Source organism: Rhodospirillaceae bacterium, from assembly GCA_018662005.1.
Taxonomy (GTDB): domain Bacteria; phylum Pseudomonadota; class Alphaproteobacteria; order Rhodospirillales; family JABHCV01; genus JACNJU01.
Genome location: JABJHA010000021.1, coordinates 92,734 through 111,641, shown reverse-complemented (window position 1 = coordinate 111,641; position 18,908 = coordinate 92,734). Strand labels below are relative to the sequence as shown.

General features: G+C 48.6%; 17 protein-coding genes and 1 tRNA gene. 1 reads left to right on the top strand and 17 read right to left on the bottom strand.

Annotated features, from left to right (window positions below):
• Positions 1-26 precede the first annotated feature (26 nt).
• From HOL66_10350 to HOL66_10310, 9 genes are all read right to left on the bottom strand, one after another.
• Entirely contained in the window at positions 27-839 is an 813-nt protein-coding gene (locus HOL66_10350; protein ID MBT5244638.1) for a radical SAM protein, read from the bottom strand.
• 30 nt (positions 840-869) lie between these two features.
• Positions 870-1,544 carry a hypothetical protein gene (locus HOL66_10345; GenBank protein ID MBT5244637.1) on the bottom strand — a complete coding sequence of 225 codons (675 nt, stop codon included), beginning with the start codon at positions 1,542-1,544 and terminating at the stop codon, positions 870-872.
• Between the two features lie 349 nt (positions 1,545-1,893).
• Positions 1,894-2,586 (bottom strand): hypothetical protein, encoded by a 693-nt coding sequence (locus HOL66_10340; GenBank protein MBT5244636.1) that lies wholly within the window; start codon positions 2,584-2,586, stop codon positions 1,894-1,896.
• 355 nt (positions 2,587-2,941) lie between these two features.
• Complete coding sequence (locus HOL66_10335) at positions 2,942-5,566, bottom strand: methyltransferase domain-containing protein (GenBank protein MBT5244635.1); 2,625 nt, start codon at positions 5,564-5,566, stop codon at positions 2,942-2,944.
• Positions 5,567-5,568: 2 nt separating this feature from the next.
• Positions 5,569-8,085, bottom strand: coding sequence for a Gfo/Idh/MocA family oxidoreductase (locus HOL66_10330; protein MBT5244634.1), 2,517 nt, complete (start codon positions 8,083-8,085; stop codon positions 5,569-5,571).
• A 537-nt stretch (positions 8,086-8,622) separates the two neighbouring features.
• The gene (locus tag HOL66_10325) at positions 8,623-10,458 is read right to left on the bottom strand and encodes a carbamoyltransferase (GenBank protein MBT5244633.1); all 1,836 of its coding nucleotides are present in this window, start codon (positions 10,456-10,458) and stop codon (positions 8,623-8,625) included.
• A gap of 14 nt (positions 10,459-10,472) precedes the next feature.
• A complete protein-coding gene (locus HOL66_10320) occupies positions 10,473-10,622 on the bottom strand; it encodes a hypothetical protein (GenBank protein ID MBT5244632.1) in 150 nt (49 codons plus the stop codon).
• A gap of 14 nt (positions 10,623-10,636) precedes the next feature.
• Positions 10,637-11,083 carry a hypothetical protein gene (locus HOL66_10315; GenBank protein MBT5244631.1) on the bottom strand — a complete coding sequence of 149 codons (447 nt, stop codon included), beginning with the start codon at positions 11,081-11,083 and terminating at the stop codon, positions 10,637-10,639.
• 56 nt (positions 11,084-11,139) lie between these two features.
• Positions 11,140-12,477: a nucleotide sugar dehydrogenase gene (locus HOL66_10310; protein ID MBT5244630.1), complete on the bottom strand. Its 1,338-nt coding sequence runs from the start codon at positions 12,475-12,477 to the stop codon at positions 11,140-11,142.
• A 155-nt stretch (positions 12,478-12,632) separates the two neighbouring features.
• Here HOL66_10310 and HOL66_10305 point away from each other — a divergent pair, with 155 nt between their 5' ends.
• Complete coding sequence (locus HOL66_10305) at positions 12,633-13,160, top strand: response regulator (GenBank protein ID MBT5244629.1); 528 nt, start codon at positions 12,633-12,635, stop codon at positions 13,158-13,160.
• A gap of 4 nt (positions 13,161-13,164) precedes the next feature.
• Here the strand turns inward: HOL66_10305 and HOL66_10300 are convergent, their stop codons facing one another.
• The 8 genes from HOL66_10300 to HOL66_10265 form a co-directional block, all read right to left on the bottom strand.
• Positions 13,165-13,380: a hypothetical protein gene (locus tag HOL66_10300; protein ID MBT5244628.1), complete on the bottom strand. Its 216-nt coding sequence runs from the start codon at positions 13,378-13,380 to the stop codon at positions 13,165-13,167.
• Between the two features lie 91 nt (positions 13,381-13,471).
• Positions 13,472-13,933, bottom strand: coding sequence for a hypothetical protein (locus HOL66_10295; protein MBT5244627.1), 462 nt, complete (start codon positions 13,931-13,933; stop codon positions 13,472-13,474).
• Between the two features lie 15 nt (positions 13,934-13,948).
• Entirely contained in the window at positions 13,949-16,030 is a 2,082-nt protein-coding gene (locus tag HOL66_10290) for a DUF3047 domain-containing protein (GenBank protein MBT5244626.1), read from the bottom strand.
• A 286-nt stretch (positions 16,031-16,316) separates the two neighbouring features.
• Positions 16,317-17,087, bottom strand: a complete 771-nt coding sequence (locus tag HOL66_10285) for a toll/interleukin-1 receptor domain-containing protein (GenBank protein MBT5244625.1) — start codon at positions 17,085-17,087, stop codon at positions 16,317-16,319.
• Between the two features lie 4 nt (positions 17,088-17,091).
• Positions 17,092-17,358: a hypothetical protein gene (locus HOL66_10280; GenBank protein ID MBT5244624.1), complete on the bottom strand. Its 267-nt coding sequence runs from the start codon at positions 17,356-17,358 to the stop codon at positions 17,092-17,094.
• A gap of 103 nt (positions 17,359-17,461) precedes the next feature.
• Positions 17,462-17,548, bottom strand: a tRNA-Leu gene (locus HOL66_10275).
• A gap of 168 nt (positions 17,549-17,716) precedes the next feature.
• Positions 17,717-18,457, bottom strand: coding sequence for a competence/damage-inducible protein A (locus HOL66_10270; GenBank protein ID MBT5244623.1), 741 nt, complete (start codon positions 18,455-18,457; stop codon positions 17,717-17,719).
• On the bottom strand, positions 18,454-18,873 hold the full coding sequence (locus tag HOL66_10265) for a (deoxy)nucleoside triphosphate pyrophosphohydrolase (GenBank protein MBT5244622.1): 420 nt from the start codon (positions 18,871-18,873) through the stop codon (positions 18,454-18,456). Before HOL66_10265 ends, HOL66_10270 begins: the two co-directional genes overlap by 4 nt.
• Positions 18,874-18,908: the final 35 nt, after the last annotated feature.

The following is an 18,908-nucleotide window of genomic DNA, read 5'->3' as shown; positions in this document are numbered from 1 at the left end:
CCTGCCAGGGTGTCACCCAGCCCAGTTTACCCAGCGAAAATCGAAGCCGCCAACCGGTACCCAATTTGAGATTTTCTCATAAATTCTCCTAGGCTTCGAAGTCGTGAAAACTCGCGAAGGATATAGCGTGGTCGAAAGTAAAACCTGCGGTTTGCCTCATTAAGTATGCCCTGAAGCGTGTCCAGGTCAGCGTGGCTTTCGATTACCTGAGCAGGCCTCATACCGGGGGTCGGACATTTGGCGTTGTCCAGCCAAAAATCATGGGAAATAATGCCCGGCGAGAGTCCCTCTTTGTACATCGCTGTTCCAGCATAGGGAATGGTAATTGAAAATTCGGCGTAATCTGCATCCAATTCCAGTGCAAAATCGATGGTCTGCATCATATCAGCAACAGTTTCATCTAGGTTTCCAAACATAAAATGGGTAAGGACTTGAAGGCCTGATTGCCGCGCCGTCTTGACTGCGTAACGGGCCTGTTCGGTGGTTATGTTCTTTTGCATTCTGTTCAAAATGCGCTGAACACCCAATTCCACCCCGAAATGAATTCGCCGGCATCCGGCCTCGTACATAAGGCCATATAGGTCGAGACGGGCGGCGGTGACTCGGTCGCGAACAGCCCAGGTTATTTTATTATTGTCCTTGATCAAGCCCTCGCAGATGTTGCGCAAGCGCTCTTTTCCCCAGGTAAAGGTGTCGTCATAGATTTCCACTTCCTGAATTCCCAACGATCTGATTTTCCGGAATTCGTTGACAATATTTTCTGCCGATCTGGCGATTGTCTTTTGGAAATTTAGCTTACAAAAGCTACATCGATGAGGGCATCCCCGACTGGTAATCATGGTCGTGGACAGGTTTTTCTTACCTAGAATCTAACCATAATTTTCAATTGGCAACAATGTCCGGTCCAGTTCAGGTAACGCATCTAAATCGGCCTGAACATATTGGGTCATTGGCGGAAATGTTCCACCTAATGACTTGGTATGAATTCCCTTACAATCAAACGTCTGTTCGCCCCGGGACAAACCATTGCATAAATACAAGAAGGGTATTTCACCATCACCAATCACCACACTGTCGACAAAGGGAACCGATAGGGTTTCCTCTGGAAAAATACCGACGTGGGGACCGCCATAACATAAATGCGAATCGGGCAAGGCCTGTTTGATAACTTCCCCCGTTCTGTAGGCTGGCCACCAAAAATCCGTCCAGGCGGAAATGCCAACAACGTCCGGTCGGTATTCCAGAACCCGCTGCAATAAACCATCAAAGGTTAACCGCTCAGCGATGGCATCAATGACCTTGACGTCGTGGCATGACAATTTGTTGATGGCCGAGGCCACGGACAGAAGCCCTAGGGGTTGCTTGAGGCCAATGTCTTTCATGCCACCTTTGAAGTGTGCCAGAAATGTTTTAACCCCGCCGGTTTCGGGAGGTTGAATAAGCAGAATTTTTAGGCCATTAGTCGTTGATGACAAGGTCGAACAGGCCTTTTTTTGGACCCCCGCCCCCCCAGTGTCGAAGTTAAGGTGGTCATGGGTGTTCATATCATTACCGCATCTTTTTAAAAATATTGATGGGGGGGGCTGGTGACTTCAAGCATGAGACCGTAAAACCCACAGATCTGTTCTTTCGCATTTTGTCCCGGCATATTACTCTACGCCAGTTCCACCATCGGTCACGGCCAGGATCCAATATTCGGTTCGAAATCAAATGGTCCCAATCGACGTTCCCAGCCACGCTGTTAGAAACTATCGTCCTGAACCCGAACTTTGCCCCGGTGAGACTTTCCAACTTCGAAAGTGGGTAAACTAAACCGAAGAAATTGATAATATTACATTTATACAAATCGTCATCCATAATGAACGTCATCGCGCCAATCATTCACAGCTGCAATTAACCGCCCTCCATGCGCCATACCTGTAAAATGTCGTTGGGAACCGTCTCGCTTGCCAGGAGCCGCGGCGGGGTGCCGACGATGAAGTCGCCGGACGACACATCCCGGTGGACAAACGTACAGGCACCTACCATAGCCCCCGGCCCGATGGTTACGCCTTCCGATATCGAGGCCGCTCCGCCAACAAAGCTGTAAGCGCCGAGGCGGGCGTTCGGAAGTATCGTCACACTGGGACCGGTCATCGCCCCCTCGCCGATGATGACGTCCTTGGTCACAATGGCATTCCATCCGACAACTGAAAAATTACAGATTTTTGCGCCACACAAAACAGTCGAGCCACTGTGAATAATCGCACCGTGGCCAACATCTGCGTATTTGTACACATGTGCACTCGGATCGATTAAAGTCAGATAGCGGGCAGCAGGCACACCAAGTCGCTGAAGTATTTCGTAACGCAACAACCGCGACCGATGCGTCCCAATACCGAAAATAAATCGGGCATTTGGGAAATCGACGACCCGCTCCAGGTTACCGAGTACCGGCACGCCCTCTACCTCGCCCCCATGGTAGCTTGCATCATCATCGAGAATTCCTGCGATCTCATACCTCAGTTCGACGGCATTGATGCGACGAACCACCTCAGAAACCTCTGGAAAGCCACTGGCCCCCAAATAAATGATTTTTTCGATCACTCTATCCGGCTCCTATATCCGACGAAACCCGGCACTACAGCACCCCGTTCCTACATTGCCAAAGTGCCTCACATCACCCACGACATTAATATTTAGGTCGCGCGCTTGTCCCTCTTCAATATTATCCAATGCATTATCCCTTAAAGCGCCCTACAGTTGATAACGGTTACCGAGTTCAAGCTCGGGACACTCAATATACTGGGCATAAAATAACTCGCTCTCTCAGTCTTCCTAAATAGGAGATCAAACTTCCGCAAAGAGCAACCAGCTCATCGACAAGTAGTTTGCATTTGTTCAGCAAAATCAGCTCTCCGTTTTTCAAAAAATAGTCTCGGACCACTTCATTGTTGGAAGTTCAGGATTTATAACCTTTGATAATCAAATTCCAGCCTGCGATTTTTTGAAGCTTTTCTGCCGGTATCCACTTTAACCAAAAAGGCACTTCTGATTTTAATAATTGTCTTTGAAATATCTCAATGTCATTAAAAGCGTGGAACATATTGGCTATTTCTCGCTTTTTATAGACCTTTACCAGTGGCCGAGCTTCTACATTGGATATCTCAACACTTCTGGACATAATCATCCCCATTGAGCTCTTAAGAAGTTCACCTTGACGAATCCCCCGCCAGAAAAAAAGGTTCAGCCAGAAATGCAGTGAATTCTCTGCATAGACCATAATAATGGCTTTTCCTCCCGGCCTTAAAACCCGGTAAATTTCTGAAACGGCTCTCTGCGTATTCGGCGTATGATGAATAACACCATTTGAATAGACCAAATCGAATGATCCGTCGTCGAAGGGCAGATTTTCTGCATCACCATGAATAAATTTGCCACTGTAACCGTTTAGTTCCAAGTTTTCCTTGGCAAGAGCCAGGTGCCCTCCCGACATATCTATGTCCGTGACCTGCGCTCCCGATTTGGCAAACTGAAGCAAATCAGTACCTACACCGCCGCCAATTTCCAGAACTTTTTCTCCGACATGCCCTGAAAATTCCATGACCTCCGGCATCCAGGGCGCGTATTGGTCGTATCGATATTGCGCAACTTCTTTAAACCAGGCGTTACGGGGTTTTGTCTTACCTGTTACATAATGTGAACCACATGGGTCGTTGTCCCATTGCTTGATTATTTCCTGTTTATCGAAATCAACCGTCCCTTTTTGAACCCCTTTTGACTCTAATTCAGGATGTGCATGCAAGCTATCCTCATAGGCCTTACTTGATGCAAAATCCAAAATTCTGGCAACATGTTTGTCCCAGGAGTAATAATTGACAATCGCTTTGCGTGCGTTTGCGCCAAGTGCTTTGATTGTTCCCGGGCGCCTTGCCAATCCTATAACAGCATCAGCAAATTCTTCTATATTGCCCGGCTCACATAATACGGCTCGCTGCTCACTTACCAGCACGTTCTTTTCCAATAAATCTGCAGGCCTGAGGGCCGGTGACAACACCTGACCAATTTGTTCCAGATCACTGGCGACAATTCCGCCCGCCATGGACATATATTCAAAAACCTTGGTAGGGGAGCCAAAAAAACTTATTTCTCCCATATTCTTACTGTGGGGGGAAACAAAAATATCGCAGGCCTTCATCAATACCGCCGTTTCTTGTTGTGGCATAACACCAGGCATATGCACCCTGTCGTGCAAGCCGTATTTTTCAACGGCTTCCAGAATAAGGCCCTGATAGTCGCCCGCTCCAATAAGTAAAAATTGGGCTGCTGGAAGCTCTTTACAAATTCTTGGCAATGCCCCGGCCAGAACCTCAATGCCATGCCACCCGCCAAAGGTACCAATAAAACCAACAATGATATGCTGGTCGGACCAGCCTAACTTTTCGCGAATTTCAGATATCTCTTGCCTTGAACCGGGAACGTATTCATCCGGGTTGGCGCAATTCGGGTTGACCAGAATTTTTGCGGGATCAACCCCACTTTCGACAAGTTGATCGCGAACACCATCTGAAATAACATTGATTGCCGTTGCCTGTTTGAAAGCCACCATTTCAGCGCCGATAAAACATTCCTTATGCTGTAGTGTTCTGCCGTCGCCGAAAGATTGGCGCATGATCGTTTCAGAACCGTTGTATTCAACAATATATGGGATTTTCAATTCCTGGCATAGGCGCATCCCGGCATAATTACCGGGAACGAGACGTTCATAAACATAAGATGGCATGTAAAGTTCGAAAGCCAATTTCAGGCGGTCATAGTACCCATTACTGGCATTCAACAGATCAAGCTCGTTCATTGATTCGCAGGAAAAATCAGGAACCAATTGACGTAGACCAAGGGTGTCTAGAAGTTGAAACCGGCTTCCCATTATGCAAATAAAATTTTCAGATACTTTTGCCATTTCCTTGGCTAAGTAGCATGTATGCCCGTAACTCCCCCCTGAATTGATTCTAGCCCAGTAATCCAAGCGCAAATATAGCCCCGCACCCTTGACGCCTAGGCGAACGCCATTACGCGAGGCCCCATCAATAGAAACCGGAGCCGCATTGTTCCTTAATTTGTGAAGTAACGCCTTGTGATGCCTTATGTAATCAGCGCTACTTATAGACGTTGGCCGACGAGCTAATTGATACGCCGACGCCCACAAAAACATGAAAATATGTAAGCGAAACCGAAAGTGATCAATATGTTCGATCACTTCTTCAAGTGGCCAATAAAAAAACAACTGCAATTTTTCTTTGAAAACACCTCGCCCGAGTTTCAAATGCCGACGGCTAATCCATCCCCGATTCATTTCAAGAATAATGCCTTTGGCAGAATTATTTTTTGCCAATTGTAGGGGGGGGGTGCCTGACTGCAATACAGGACGTTCCAGAGTCATCTGGTGACGTTCGGTAACCGTCTCAATACGTCCATCCTCGATAACCCCGGTTTCAAATGCATCGGATACAAAAATATATTTAAAGTTTTTGTTATCAGTTCCAAGGGGAACCATTTGGTCATGCAAAGAAATATTAAATTTATTCAACGCTAACCCCGCCCATACAACAAATCTTCAACGTGAAGTGCCACCGCTGAAGTTTCAATAATTTCATCAAAGGGTATCGGAGCCTCACCATCGCCAACGATTGACTCACCAAAGCGGCTTAATTCTTCAAAATGGCCCTTATCTACATCGCCGCTCCACAACTCGGCACTATCACCTGCTCGAACCAAACTTTTAAAGTCATCAACAATGTAGGCATTTCCATCAACAAAGACTTCTATGTATTCCTTCGACATACCCTGTTTTGGACCAAGAGCCGTATAGACAAGATTGCCGATACTACCGTCTTCATACCCCATCGTGGCACAGAAATTATCGTTACGAAGATAGGCGGTTCCCTGAGGATTGATTGCCTGTGCCTGAATGGACGTAACAGGAGCACCGGCCAGAAACCGAAAGACATCATACATGTGACAGGCCTCACCGACATTCCTGCCACCACCCTCAGCAGCCTGTATCCAGCTATCAGCAGGAATATAGCCTGCGTTCAAACGGTAATTAATCACAAGGGGTGAACGGCGACCCTCAATGATCTGTTTCAGCAACTGCAATGCCGGGGCAAAACGACGATTGAACCCGATCATAACCAGGGGCGGCTTCTCGTGCTCCTTATATGCTGTGTCAACAGTGTCCAGTTCATCCCAACTAAGGGCCAGCGGTTTTTCGACAAATACATGCTTTTCAGCAAGTATCGCAGCGGCAACCTGTTTAGCGTGTTTATCGTGGCGAGTAGCGATAACCGCCAAATGGACGTCAGAATTATCCAGCACCCCTTTAATATCAGAGGCCAACAATTCTATGCCTTGACTACGAGCATAGTTCCCCCCGCGAGTTGCATTGCTGCTAACCACCCCCTTTAGGAAGAAAACATCTTTTCGTTTTTGCAATTGCGGCACCAACATCGAAGTCCCGAAGGCACCCGCACCAACCAGCACAAAATTTACCATTCCTTCTTTGGGCTTACGGTGTCCGCGAAGTGAAATCGCACTTTCCCCGACGGCAGTTTGGTCCTGGTATTTGATCAGAACACCAAGGGGCAAGTTTTTATCGCCTTTCACCAATTCCTTATATGTTTCGGGAACCTTTTCAAGAGAGACAACGCGATCAATCAGTGGCTCCATATCGATTCGTCCCGTCGCAATCAACTCCATGAAGCTTTCCATATTACGGTTCTCAGTCCAACGCACATAAGAATAGGGATAATCAATGCCATTGACTTCGTATTCCCTGTCATACCTGCCAGGACCATAGGACGTGCTCATTAGTAAGTTAATTTCCTTACGATAAAATGCAGATCGCTCAATATCCATTTTGACATCGCCAACGAGAACAACACATCCCTTCATTCTCGTTATTTCCATGGAAAGATTAACCACCCTGCTTGATTTGCTCGATGCTGTAATCAGTGTTTTATCCAGCCCATGACCACAGGTGGCATCAATGACCAGCCGTTTGAATTCGTCTGGATCATCAGTGCCACCATCCATCCCTTGAGCCAAGGCACGTTCGACACGAGTAGCATCAATATCCAGGCCAATAACCCTACAGCCTGCAGCTCTGAGAATTTGCACGGTCATCTGGCCGATCAATCCCAAGCCGATGACCCCGACTTTCTCACCCAATTCAATGTTCGCCCGCCTTACGCCTTGCAGGGCAATAGTTCCAACAGTTGTCGTTGCCGCCCATCGCGGGTCACAACCCTTTGGAATGGGGCAAACAAGATTACGTTTAACGGCAACATATTCGGCGTGGTTGGCGCTGCCAGCTCCCGCGCAGGCAACCATGTCACCAATGGCCAAATCTGACACACCTTCTCCTACAGCGACGACTTCGCCGGCGAGAGAATAACCAACGTTCCACCCTTGCTGGTTCATCTCGCTGTGAGGAAGTCCTTCTTGGTCAGGCGGAATCATTAAAACATTAACGCCAGCGATTCTAATACTTGATGAGGAACCAGTTCCAGCATTTGCAATCACCAAGGTGGCGTCTTCTGCACCTCCTGCCTCATAGACAAAACGTTCATCGAAAGAGCCTTGCCCCAAGGTGAAAGAGTCTATCCATTTGCCATGTTTGCCCGACAGCAAGCCCACGCACATCAACCCTTCTTCAACTTCTCCAGATATTTCCAGACACGGGGAATGTCCTTTAGGAATAGAAAAATCTTGGGACACGCATTGATACCCAAATTGACTTTTATCAGTTATGAGGTGAAGAGAAGAGCCATCAACTTTCAGCTTCCCTTGACCGATTATATTCCAGATTACTTCACCGATATTGACTGACGACCTGGGCTGTACAGTTTTATTTGGCAAGCCCCTTCGGACACGATTCATTGCGATTGATTGCACCCTGCGGGCAGCCAGACCTGGGTTACGTATTGCCTTGCCGAGATAGAGCGAGGCTAGGCTGTTATATGTCTGGATTTTATCGAGAATACCAGAATCTGGATCAGAAGGTACTGAAGGCCGCAAAGAAGCCACCTCTGTACCGACACTAATCAAGGAAAAATGGGCGCGTACCAGCACCGAGCCAGTTTCCAAAGAAGGCCTTGGCATCCGTGCAATGACAGCACCTTCACTATTTAAAAGTATTTGACGCACTATCTAATGCTCTAAATAAAAATACGATGGGTATGGGGTTTTGGATCATTCCAATCCAATAACACACGATGACTATCAGTCCTAGAGCAGGTATGATTTTTTTACATTTATGTCGCATCGTATGTATATGCGTCTGCGGTCCTAGAGACGTCCGAACATTATCTCCCTAACGTCACGTTATCAGACAATAGCCATCACTTATAGGACAGGGTGATTCCGTCCTTTACTCGGGTTTTACATTTTTGGCACTGAGCTTGGCCGCCAGGGCCTTGTTCTGGTATGCGTTAAAGGGCATCCGGGTTTGAGGAAGGGCGAAAGACTATTTGTAAATTAGCTACAAAATGCCCGTTTGGCTCCGGCAGCCACCTGTATTTCACCTGTATTAACAGGTCAGCATGGGATTTGTCTAATCACCCAAGTCCCCCCTCAAACCAGGTATCAATCCAACTCAAAAGCATCCGTGTAATCCAGCCTCACGGCTGGGTCCTGATCTTCCTTACGAAGAACAACATTACCAACAACCAGCATCTCCGCCTCTGTCCCCATAAAGCAATGGAAGGCGTCCTCAGGCGTGCAGACAATCGGTTCGCCGCGTACGTTGAAGCTGGTGTTGACGATAACGGGGCAGCCGGTCAACTCTTTGAAACGGCTAATCAAGGCATGGTAGGCAGGATTAGTGCCCTCGTGAACAGTTTGGATACGTGCTGAATAGTCGACATGGGTAACGGCCGGAATATCGGAACGCGGAACGTTTAATTTATCGATGCCAAACAGGGCCTGTTCTTCCTCGCTCATCTGCAAGCGATGCTTCTGGGCTACATCGGCCACCATCAGCATGTAGGGACTGTCTTCATCAATCTCGAACCAATCGCTGACGTCTTCGCGCAAAACAGCAGGTGCAAAGGGGCGAAAACTCTCCCGGTACTTCACTTTTAAATTAAGCAATTTTTGCATTTCAGGTGATCTTGCGTCACCCAGAAACGAGCGCCCGCCCAAGGCACGGGGGCCAAACTCCATACGCCCCTGAAACCACCCAATCGCTTTGCCGTCAGCCAGTGCCTGCGCTGTCGTTTCGATCATGGCGACCTCAGTAAGGCTTTCAAACTTCGCCCCGACCTGTGTCAGGCGCGCCTCGATATTAGCTTGAGAATAATCCGGCCCCAGGTACGAGCCCCTCATGGCGTCGCCATGGTCTGAAACACTGCGTGGCTGGCCTTTATGAACATAATAGGCAGCAAGCGCCGCCCCCAAGGCGCCACCGGCATCTCCAGCAGCGGGCTGCACCCATATATTCTCGAACGCCCCGTCACGCAATACTTTGCCATTGGCGACACAGTTCAGGGCGACGCCACCGGCCAAACACAAGTTCTTTTGGCTGGTTTCTTTTGCCAGTGAGCGAGTCATTTTAAGCACGACCTCTTCTGTCACCGCCTGGATTGATGCGGCCAGATCCATATGGCGCTGGGTCAGTAACTCTTCCCCCTGACGCGCTGGGCCACCCATCAGGTCATCAAAAGCCCGGTTTGTCATGGTCAGGCCGGTGCAATAATCAAAGTATTTTTGATCCAACCGGAATGACCCGTCCTCCTTGACGTCAATCAGGTTATCCAGCATTTGCTGGGCGTATTTGGGTTCCCCATAAGGAGCCAGCCCCATTACCTTGTATTCGCCGGAATTGACCTTGAAACCAGTGTAATATGTCATCGCCGAATAAAGCAGACCCAGAGAATGGGGAAAGTGGATTTCCCTGGTCATTTCCAGTTTGTTGCCATGGCCCAGTGCAACCGAGGTGGTGGCCCATTCCCCGACGCCATCCATGGTCAGAACGCAGGCATCCTCAAAAGGAGAAGGAAAAAAGGCGCTGGCAGCATGACTGAAATGATGCTCCGAAAACAGAAGTTTGTTCATCCAGTCAAAATCGGAATCGTATTCTTTAAACTTCTTTCTCAGAAGATCTTTCTGAAACAGCTTTTCCTTAAGCCAGATCGGCATAGCCATCTTGAAAGAAGAAAAACCCTTCGGGGCAAACGACAGATATGTTTCCAGCAGACGTTCAAATTTCAGGAACGGCTTGTCATAGAAGGTGACAAAATCGACCTCTTTCAATCCAATTCCGGCCTCTTCCAGGCAGTAGGATATGGCGCGTTCAGGAAAGGCCGCATCATGTTTTTTGCGTGTAAAGCGCTCTTCCTGTACGGCCGCGATGATTAAACCGTCCTCGATCAGGGCGGCAGCGCTGTCATGGTAATATGCGGAAACACCCAGAATACGCATTCAAATCTCTTCTTCTAGAAGATGGTGTAAATAAAAGGCGCAACGGCGGAACCCTGGCTCAATACGACAAGCCCGCCGAAGATGACCATCATAATGATGATCGGCAGCAACCAAAATTTTTTGCGTTCCCTGAGGAACATCAACAATTCGGCAAGAAAACTCATTGCAGCAAATACTCCTAAAATTGCCGTTTCATTGTTTCTGGCGCCGGGCCGGGTGGAGTTCGGGTGATCCAGTATGTATCAGCGTTTTTATCAAAACCGAGTTTCAGTGGCGTCTTGCCCATGCTACGCATAATCAGACCAATCGGTGTAACTGTAACGAAAAACAGCACCCCCATGATCAGGGGATTGACGATCTTGTGCAGGAGAAGCCCAAAACGGAACCACAATTTATTCAATGGCGCTAACAGTCGCGGCATGGTCAGGGCGGTACCTGCAAAAAAACCCGCGACGACCAACGCCCAGATGCGCAGTTGGCCTTCCTGATCGGACATAGTGAAAAGGGGTAACAGAGAAATAACGATGAAGACGACAGCGAAGACCAGCCCAAAACCGCGCTCTGTACCAACCTTGACGTTTTCACGTTCAGTCAGGTTTTCATGAAGAGACGGCCTGTTTGTCACACGTTTTTCCTTTAATTTTGCCTTAAATATTAGATACGTTACTTTCTTAGAATGACTCAATCCCGAACAATTTTGCCGTCCTGATCGTTATTGTCCCTGGTTGCATTGCGGCTATCGATTACCAGTAAACTTTTCTCGGTTAGCACTTCATAATCCACCCCGTCATGATCAGTAGCGATCAATGTTGCGTCATACTCACCGAATGTATCAGGGTTCCATTCAATCGACTTGCGTCCCGCCAAATCCATGTGTTCCCGGGTTGTCGGGATTTCCAGAACGTGCGGATCATAAAAGGCGGTGGTGGCACCATTCCCTTCCAGCAATTCGATAATAGCGAAGGCCGGGCTTTCACGGACGTCGGCGACGTTCTTTTTGTAGGCGATGCCCAGTATCAGGATTTTTGATCCCTTCAGGCTCTTATCGAAACGTTCCTTAAGGGCTCCTTCCAGCACCTCAACGACATGGTTTGGCATGGCCGTGTTGATTTCGCCGGCAAGTTCAATAAAACGGGTTTGTTGGCCGAACTGTTTGGCCCGCCATGTCAGGTAAAAAGGATCAATGGGGATGCAGTGGCCGCCCAGGCCCGGTCCTGGATAAAACGGCATATAGCCGAACGGCTTGCTTTTCGCCGCCTCGATCACTTCCCAGATGTCGATACCCATTTTTCCGTAGATCAGCTTTAATTCATTGACCAGGGCGATGTTGACGGATCGGAAGATGTTTTCGGTCAACTTCACCGCTTCGGCCGTATCAAGGGATGAGACCGGCACCGTCTGTACGACGATCTTGTCGTATAGGGCAACGGCCAGTTTCAGGGCCTCCTCGCCATCACCGCCGACAACCTTCGGGATAATCGATGTCTCATGGGTCGGGTTGCCCGGGTCCTCGCGTTCCGGTGAATAGGCGAGGAAGAAATCCTGTCCCGATTTAAGACCGCCGGCCTCAAGAATGGGCCGCATCACTTCCGCCGTTGTGCCGGGATACGTCGTTGATTCCAGCACGACCATTTGCCCGGCGCGCAGATACTTTGCAATCACGTCCGTTGTCGAAGTCACATAACTTAAATCCGGTACATTGCCGGCAGCCAACGGTGTCGGTACGCAGATAATAATGGCGTCCATATCGGCAAGCCGGGAGAAATCGTCGGTCGCGTCAAGCTTACCACCCTGGGCGGCTTCTTTAATGTGTGCAGCGTCAATATGCTTAAGGTAGGAGCGTCCGTTTAGAAGGGCTTCAACCTTTTCCTCGTCAACATCAAAACCGGTCGTGGCGAAGCCGCTTTTGACACAAGCCAGCGCCAACGGCAGCCCAACATAGCCCATGCCGATAATACCAATCCTGGCGGTCAGGTCATCAAATTGGCTCCGTAAACTGTTGGAATCCACGGCTGTCATCTTCGATTGCGCTCCTTGAAGGGATGAAAGCAGAAACCTATACATTTCCTCCACATATTCAATGTTTATCAGCGCTTACCCCAGATCAATGCCCAAGTTGGCCACATGTTGTATTGTAGCTTTGCTGGATTTTATGAACGAGCAAGGCCATACAAATGGAGCGTTATGACCTAAGCCACCTCGACGTCCTGATTGTTGACAGTAACCCGCACATGCTAACCATTCTGCGGACAGCCTTGCACGAGCTTGGCATCGTCAAATTGCGCGACGTTAACGACCCTGATAAAGCTTTCCAGATGTTTAAAGGTCAACAGGCGGATTTGATTTTCTCGAACTGGGCGCCGGGCCATGATGAGTTGAAGTTTCTCAACCAGATTCGTGATCCGGATAAAAGCCCGAATCCGTTTGTGCCGATCATCATTGTTACCGCTTACTGCGAACAGGCTAACGTCATCGCGGCTCGCGATCTGGGGATGACGGAATTCCTTGCCGCACCTGTTTCGGTCAAATCAATTTACCAGCACATTTGCTCGGTTCTTAATGATGATCGGTTGTTTATCAAAGAGACAAAATTCTTCGGGCCGGACCGTCGTCGTCATGAAGGAAATCCGATTAAGGGCGAGGACCGCAGAAGCCAGGTCGAGCGACCGGTTGAGGATGCAGAAGACAAAACGGAACCCTGAGCGCTCAGTTCAGCTTGATGGTGCCAAAAACTTTCTCATGCAGGGTGAAGGCTTCTTCCATTTCCTTGGACCATTGCCGATGATCCCCTCCAACCCCGCCAATATTCGACAAATCAACTTCCAGCGCTTCCAGAAGCAAATCCGCAATCACCTTGTGGTTTTCCTCACAGGCGGTCTGGTGGGCGGCAATAATCTTGTCGCTCAACCGTCGAGTCAACATGATCAACCTCATCTGTAACAGGTCGGGACTATCCCCGATTACTGATGGAAGTTTAACATATTTTCAGGCCGTTGCCTTGACCTAGAACACGCTATTCCTTGCCAAGATAACCGGCCCAGTTTTCATCCGCAGTGCCAATTTTTTGATAAACCTGATCGGCCCAACGCACCCGTCCCGCCTGATGGCCGAACAGATACAGTTTGCCATCAATGATGCGCCATACTTCCGGATCGATATCGCTTAAATTTCCAAGACTCATCTGATTGGAGCAATACCCCCCGTATTGCGGGGCAAAGGCTTGTGGATTGGCGGCAAAACGTTCCCGGTTGACTGCACTGGAAAACAACCAGCGGGCCCCATTCCATTCAAATGCATGAGTCTCTTTACCTTTGTTCGCCATACCATTGGTGAAGTAACCGACGGCGTCATATCCTTCAAGGGCGAGGCCACCGAAAAAACTCTTGTTGGTTTGCTCAAACGCAGCAACCGGACCTGCGGCCATCGCCGGGATGGGAAGCAAAATCAAAAACAGAAAAATACGGGAAATGGCCATAAACAAAAATCCACCTTAGGTAACGGTTCTTTGAGCGGGGAATTTGATGGTAACGGTCGTGCCACCGCCTTTTTTGCTGTCGATTTGCATTTGCCCACCGTGCAATTCGATCAGTCTCCGCGCAAGCGGCAATCCAAGGCCGGTCCCTTCATGTCTTCTATTGAGGCCACTGTCCACCTGCCCAAACTTTGACATCGCTTTGTCCAGCTCTTCGCCACTCATACCGACACCTGTATCAATGATCGTGATAATATGAGCATCTTCATCATCAACACAGGCGGCTATTGAAACCTCTCCGTTGGCCGGCGTGAACTTGATCGCGTTGGATAACAAATTAAGCAATATCTGCGTCAGTCTTCGTGCGTCGGCATAAAGTTCAGGCAGATCGTTACTCGGAATGCTTACCAGGCGGACGTTTCCTGTCTCGGCACGAGCACTGACCATGTTCACGGCGACTTCAATGACCTCGCCAACGTCCAGATTTTCCTCATCAAGTTCAATTTTACCGGCATCAATGGCTGAAACATCGAGAATATCATTGATCAGTTCAAGCAAGTGACCGCCGGAACGATTGATATCATTGGCGTATTCCACATATTTTTCATCAAGAACGCCGAAAACTTCTTCCTTCATCATCGCCGAAAAGCCAAGAATGGCATTTAAGGGGGTGCGCAGTTCATGACTCATGTTAGCCAATAGGTCGGATTTCGCCCGATCAGCCGATTCTGCCCGCTCTTTGGCGATTTTCAACTCAAATTCGGCTTTCTTCAGGTCTGTCACGTCACGCGTAACGCCCCGGTAGCCAATGAATGTTTTATCTTCAAATACCGGCACGCCGCTTACCCGTATTTCGAAAATTTTTCCATCCTTGTTTTCATAAGGAAATTCAAAATCGCGGAATGGCTGATGGTCTTCCACGGTGGCTCTAAATTCCTTCCAGAAGTCCTTATCATCTTTAACCGGTCCCGGGAGTTCCCAGCGAGCCTTGCCTTTCACGTCCTCAAATTTAAGGCCGGCAATTTCGTTTACCCTTTCAGATTCCCAAACAAGCCTGTGCTGAATATCTGTTTCCCAAAAATAATCGGATGCTGACTCGGCAAAATCCCTGAACCTTGTTTGGCTTTCCTTCAGCGCCTTTTCCAATTCCTTTTGGTCCGTTATATCGCGGGCGAAAATGGCAATTTGTATAACCATCCCGTTATCATCAAAAACAGGGAAATAGCTGTTGTCGAACCATATTCCTTCCTGTTCATCGATACGGCGCACAAAAGTTCGCGTTTCTATGACCTCGTTGACCCATTCCCAACGGCGCTTGCCGGTTTCTGTCGGCGGACTGGCGAACATGGGTTGGCCAATAAGATCGTCCTGGGCTTTTCCATATCGTTCAGCCATCGCCTTGTTTATGTTCTGAATAATTCCATCAAGATTGATTAACGCGGCATTATCAATGGTGGAATCGAGGAAGACCCGCAGCACTTTCTGATTATTTAGTAGGGATTGCTCGGTTTTTTTGCGTTCGGTGACATCACCCATGGAACCTGTCAGGCGGTATGCGCGCCCGTCCGCGTTTCTCTGCGCCTTGCCCCGATCAAGAACCCAGCATTCCCTGTCACCATCAATAATAATGGACTTACTTGTATAAGCGTTTGGCCACACCGAACCTATTGGACGCCCATTGGACCAGACGTAATTCAAGGCACGTGTTTTCCAGAAGAAAAGTCCTCCGGAAAAAACCACGTATACCCGCGCTGGATAATCGTCACCGTTCTTGGTTGTCTCATCCAAGCCATTAAGAATACCGTCCACCTTCCATGACCAAGTGAGGCAGGGCGTTTTTACCAAATCAATTTTTATTTCCCTATACAGTCCTGAGGCGCTTGCCTTGCTGTCCGCCTTGAGGACCGTTCCCACTTCGCCTTCGACCAGTTCGTAGAGGGTTTTGTTCTTGAACGCCTTCTCTTGCCAACCCGTTAAGTTCCCTGCCTCAAAATCACCCACAATCAAGTCGCCATCAACGACTCGGGCGGGGCCAGTTACATCGGCGAAGGCTAGAGTTGGAAGGATGAGAACGGTTAGGAATAATGGTATGAATTGCATGGAGTGAGTTTATCACAAAGACCAGTGACAATAGCGCCAAAAGCGTCAATAGGTCTACGCCTTGGTAACCTCTAAGGTGAGTGGTGCGGGCGGCCGGACTTGAACCGGCAAGGCCGTGAGGCCGAGAGATTTTAAGTCTCTTGTGTTTTGTGTATTTTCAATTTGTTGCAAGGTCACTGTGTCGAAAAGTGCGTACGTTTTTTACAATTTTCTATTCATATCAACCCAGTATCTTGCTATTTTTAGGGTAGATTTCGCTGCGTACTCATCGCTAGAAGATTGACTATTAGACTATCCCTACTTTCTTAGCGTAATGCTTACCGTCATCAGTTAGCGAATAAGTATAGTTAACCTGACTATAAAATAAGAAATTTCTCTTACATAACTCACTAAGTGCCGTATCAATTGTTATTTTCCCAAAGTCATGTTCTTTCGCTATTCCTGCCTTGCCCCAATTTAAATTTAATCCCTTGTCATACGCTTCGACCAATTTTGAAAATATCTGAAAAGCTTCAACAGAAAGATCGCTTTTTGATCTTGCCACAGATCGGGTAGAAGTTGTTACTTCAGAAGAAAAGGTTGGGGGTACACCAAGTGGGGGCTTTTTAGAAATCTCTTCACCCAGCAGAAATCTCAGCAGATCATCAATTACTGTTTCAAAATATTCATCATCCGAAAAATCAATAAAAAACTTTGTCTCAATAAAAGTCGGAACCAATTTGGAGCCTGATTGTCGGATAATTGGAATAAATTTTCCTACATCAATATCTTTAATTAGTGCTGCACTGACAATCATCTTTTCATAGCCAACACCACCAGTCCCACTATTTGCTTTTTCAACGTATCGCTCAGTACAAACTAAAAGGGCGAAGTCACATTCTCTAAGTTGTTCCTCCATAAACATTGGTACATCTTTGCCAGGCTGTAGATCCCATTGGTCTAAGACGGCATCAACTCCATTCTGCCTTAGATGAGTACCGAGTTCAGCAACCCAACGCTTGTGTTCAGGATTATCGTGTGAATATGAAATAAAAACCTTAGGCGCCTTTTTACTCACTTCCTTAATCTCCTACGATCACAACAGCATTTTTTTCGGCATAAACACTTTTGTTTATTACGCTTACATTATTGTTAATGTTCACATTGCTGGTCGCACTGCTATTTTGACCGCTGCTGACAGCATGGGATGATACGTTATTGGTGTTCCCCCCAGTATTTTGAGAACCACCAGTCATGAAATCCCGTGAGTTTGGTGCCGTGAAAAACATATAAATAGTTATCACTGAAGCAACAGCTCCAAACCAGTAAACTACTTTGGATATATTCATGTTCGTTTATCCAACGCGATTGATTTTCTATTCAATTGAGCCTAGCAATCAATGAGACGAGTCACAACTATAAGAAGTCTACAGTTTGGGGATAAAAGAAAATTGGTGCGGGCGGCCGGACTTGAACCGGCAAGGCCGTGAGGCCGAGAGATTTTAAGTCTCTTGTGTTTACCAATTTCACCACGCCCGCACTGAGATCAAACTGCATTTAAATGAAATCATTTAAAAGCAGAAAATTTGATCGCTTTAAAAATATCAGAGCAACTTATCTGGGTTCATCAGAACGCAGGTTGCTCTGGCATTTGTGATTGGCGACACTGCGTATAGCACGTTTGGCGGGGTGTGCTAATAAAAGAGATTACTGCTCTTCAAACGGCTCCACCCCCAGCCCCCTGACCATCTCGCGGACGGCTTCTGCTGCGGCTTCAAGCCCTGCCTGATCGGTGCCGCGCAGGACCAGCGCGGAACCCAGGGCGCCCTCACGGAAAAACGGGTAGCTGCCAATTTCGACGGCGGCGTGAGCCTCCTGAACGACACCCAGTCCCCCTGCCAGCACCCCTTCGCCGATATAGGCGACGATGGTGATCGATAGCATCGGCAGACCGCCAACCAGCCGGTGTTTGAGGGATTCGAACATCGCCCGCATCACCACCGGCACCCCGGCCAGAACAAAGACGTTGCCGATCTGATAGCCCGGTGCCTTGCTGATCGGATTGTCGATCAGGGTCGCGCCTTCGGGGGTTTCACACATTTTCAGACGTTGTTCGTTGAGGTCTTCGGGGTTGCTGTAATGCTGCTGCAACAATGCCAGGGCCTCCGGGTTACGGATCAGCGGCAGGCCAAAGGCCTTGGCGATGGCGTCCGATGTGATGTCGTCGTGGGTCGGCCCGATGCCGCCGGTGGTGAAGACATAATCGAAGCGGGCCCGGCAGTCGTTGACGTTTTCGATAATGGTGTCCGTATCATCGGCGATGACGCGCGCCTCCAGAAGGCGGACGCCAATTTCGTTCAGACGCTCCCCCAAAAACGACAGGTTGGCATCCTTGGTGCGCCCGGAAAGAACTTCGTTGCCGATGATAATGACGCAGGCGTTGCTCATAACCAGTCCCTTAAAATCGCCACCAGCGGAATATCGGCGGCGGGCATCTCGAGATTTCGCATATCCAGGGGGCGCACCCATTTCAACTGCTGCCCCTCCAGTGGTTTAATCATACCCTTCCAGACCCGGCAAACAAACAGCGGCATCAACAAATGGAAAGCCTTGCCTCCCGCACCTTCCGCATCATAAATATGCGACGCAAAGGTCAGCGGCGCCAGACAGCTTTCGGTAATGTCGATATCAAGCTCTTCGGCAAGTTCACGGACCAGAGCGCTTTCAGGTGTCTCGCCTTCGTCAACCTTGCCGCCGGGAAATTCCCAAAGCCCCGCCATCGACTTACCGGCAGGCCTTTGGGCCAACAGCACCCGGCCATCCGTATCAATCAGGGCGACGGCTGAAACCAGCAGGGTTGGCACCGATGCATCCGGCTTTTTAACCTCGGCCCCGTAGC

What these genes read in the sequence shown, in the direction of transcription:
- HOL66_10345 (MBT5244637.1), bottom strand. Translation starts at nt 1,544, where the DNA reads ATGAACACCCATGACCACCTTAACTTCGACACTGGGGGGGCGGGGGTC.
- HOL66_10290 (MBT5244626.1), bottom strand. Translation starts at nt 16,030, where the DNA reads ATGCAATTCATACCATTATTCCTAACCGTTCTCATCCTTCCAACTCTA.
- HOL66_10320 (MBT5244632.1), bottom strand. Translation starts at nt 10,622, where the DNA reads ATGAGTTTTCTTGCCGAATTGTTGATGTTCCTCAGGGAACGCAAAAAA.
- HOL66_10295 (MBT5244627.1), bottom strand. Translation starts at nt 13,933, where the DNA reads ATGGCCATTTCCCGTATTTTTCTGTTTTTGATTTTGCTTCCCATCCCG.
- HOL66_10270 (MBT5244623.1), bottom strand. Translation starts at nt 18,457, where the DNA reads ATGAGCAACGCCTGCGTCATTATCATCGGCAACGAAGTTCTTTCCGGG.
- HOL66_10300 (MBT5244628.1), bottom strand. Translation starts at nt 13,380, where the DNA reads ATGTTGACTCGACGGTTGAGCGACAAGATTATTGCCGCCCACCAGACC.
- HOL66_10280 (MBT5244624.1), bottom strand. Translation starts at nt 17,358, where the DNA reads ATGAATATATCCAAAGTAGTTTACTGGTTTGGAGCTGTTGCTTCAGTG.
- HOL66_10305 (MBT5244629.1), top strand. Translation starts at nt 12,633, where the DNA reads ATGGAGCGTTATGACCTAAGCCACCTCGACGTCCTGATTGTTGACAGT.
- HOL66_10325 (MBT5244633.1), bottom strand. Translation starts at nt 10,458, where the DNA reads ATGCGTATTCTGGGTGTTTCCGCATATTACCATGACAGCGCTGCCGCC.
- HOL66_10310 (MBT5244630.1), bottom strand. Translation starts at nt 12,477, where the DNA reads ATGACAGCCGTGGATTCCAACAGTTTACGGAGCCAATTTGATGACCTG.
- HOL66_10350 (MBT5244638.1), bottom strand. Translation starts at nt 839, where the DNA reads ATGATTACCAGTCGGGGATGCCCTCATCGATGTAGCTTTTGTAAGCTA.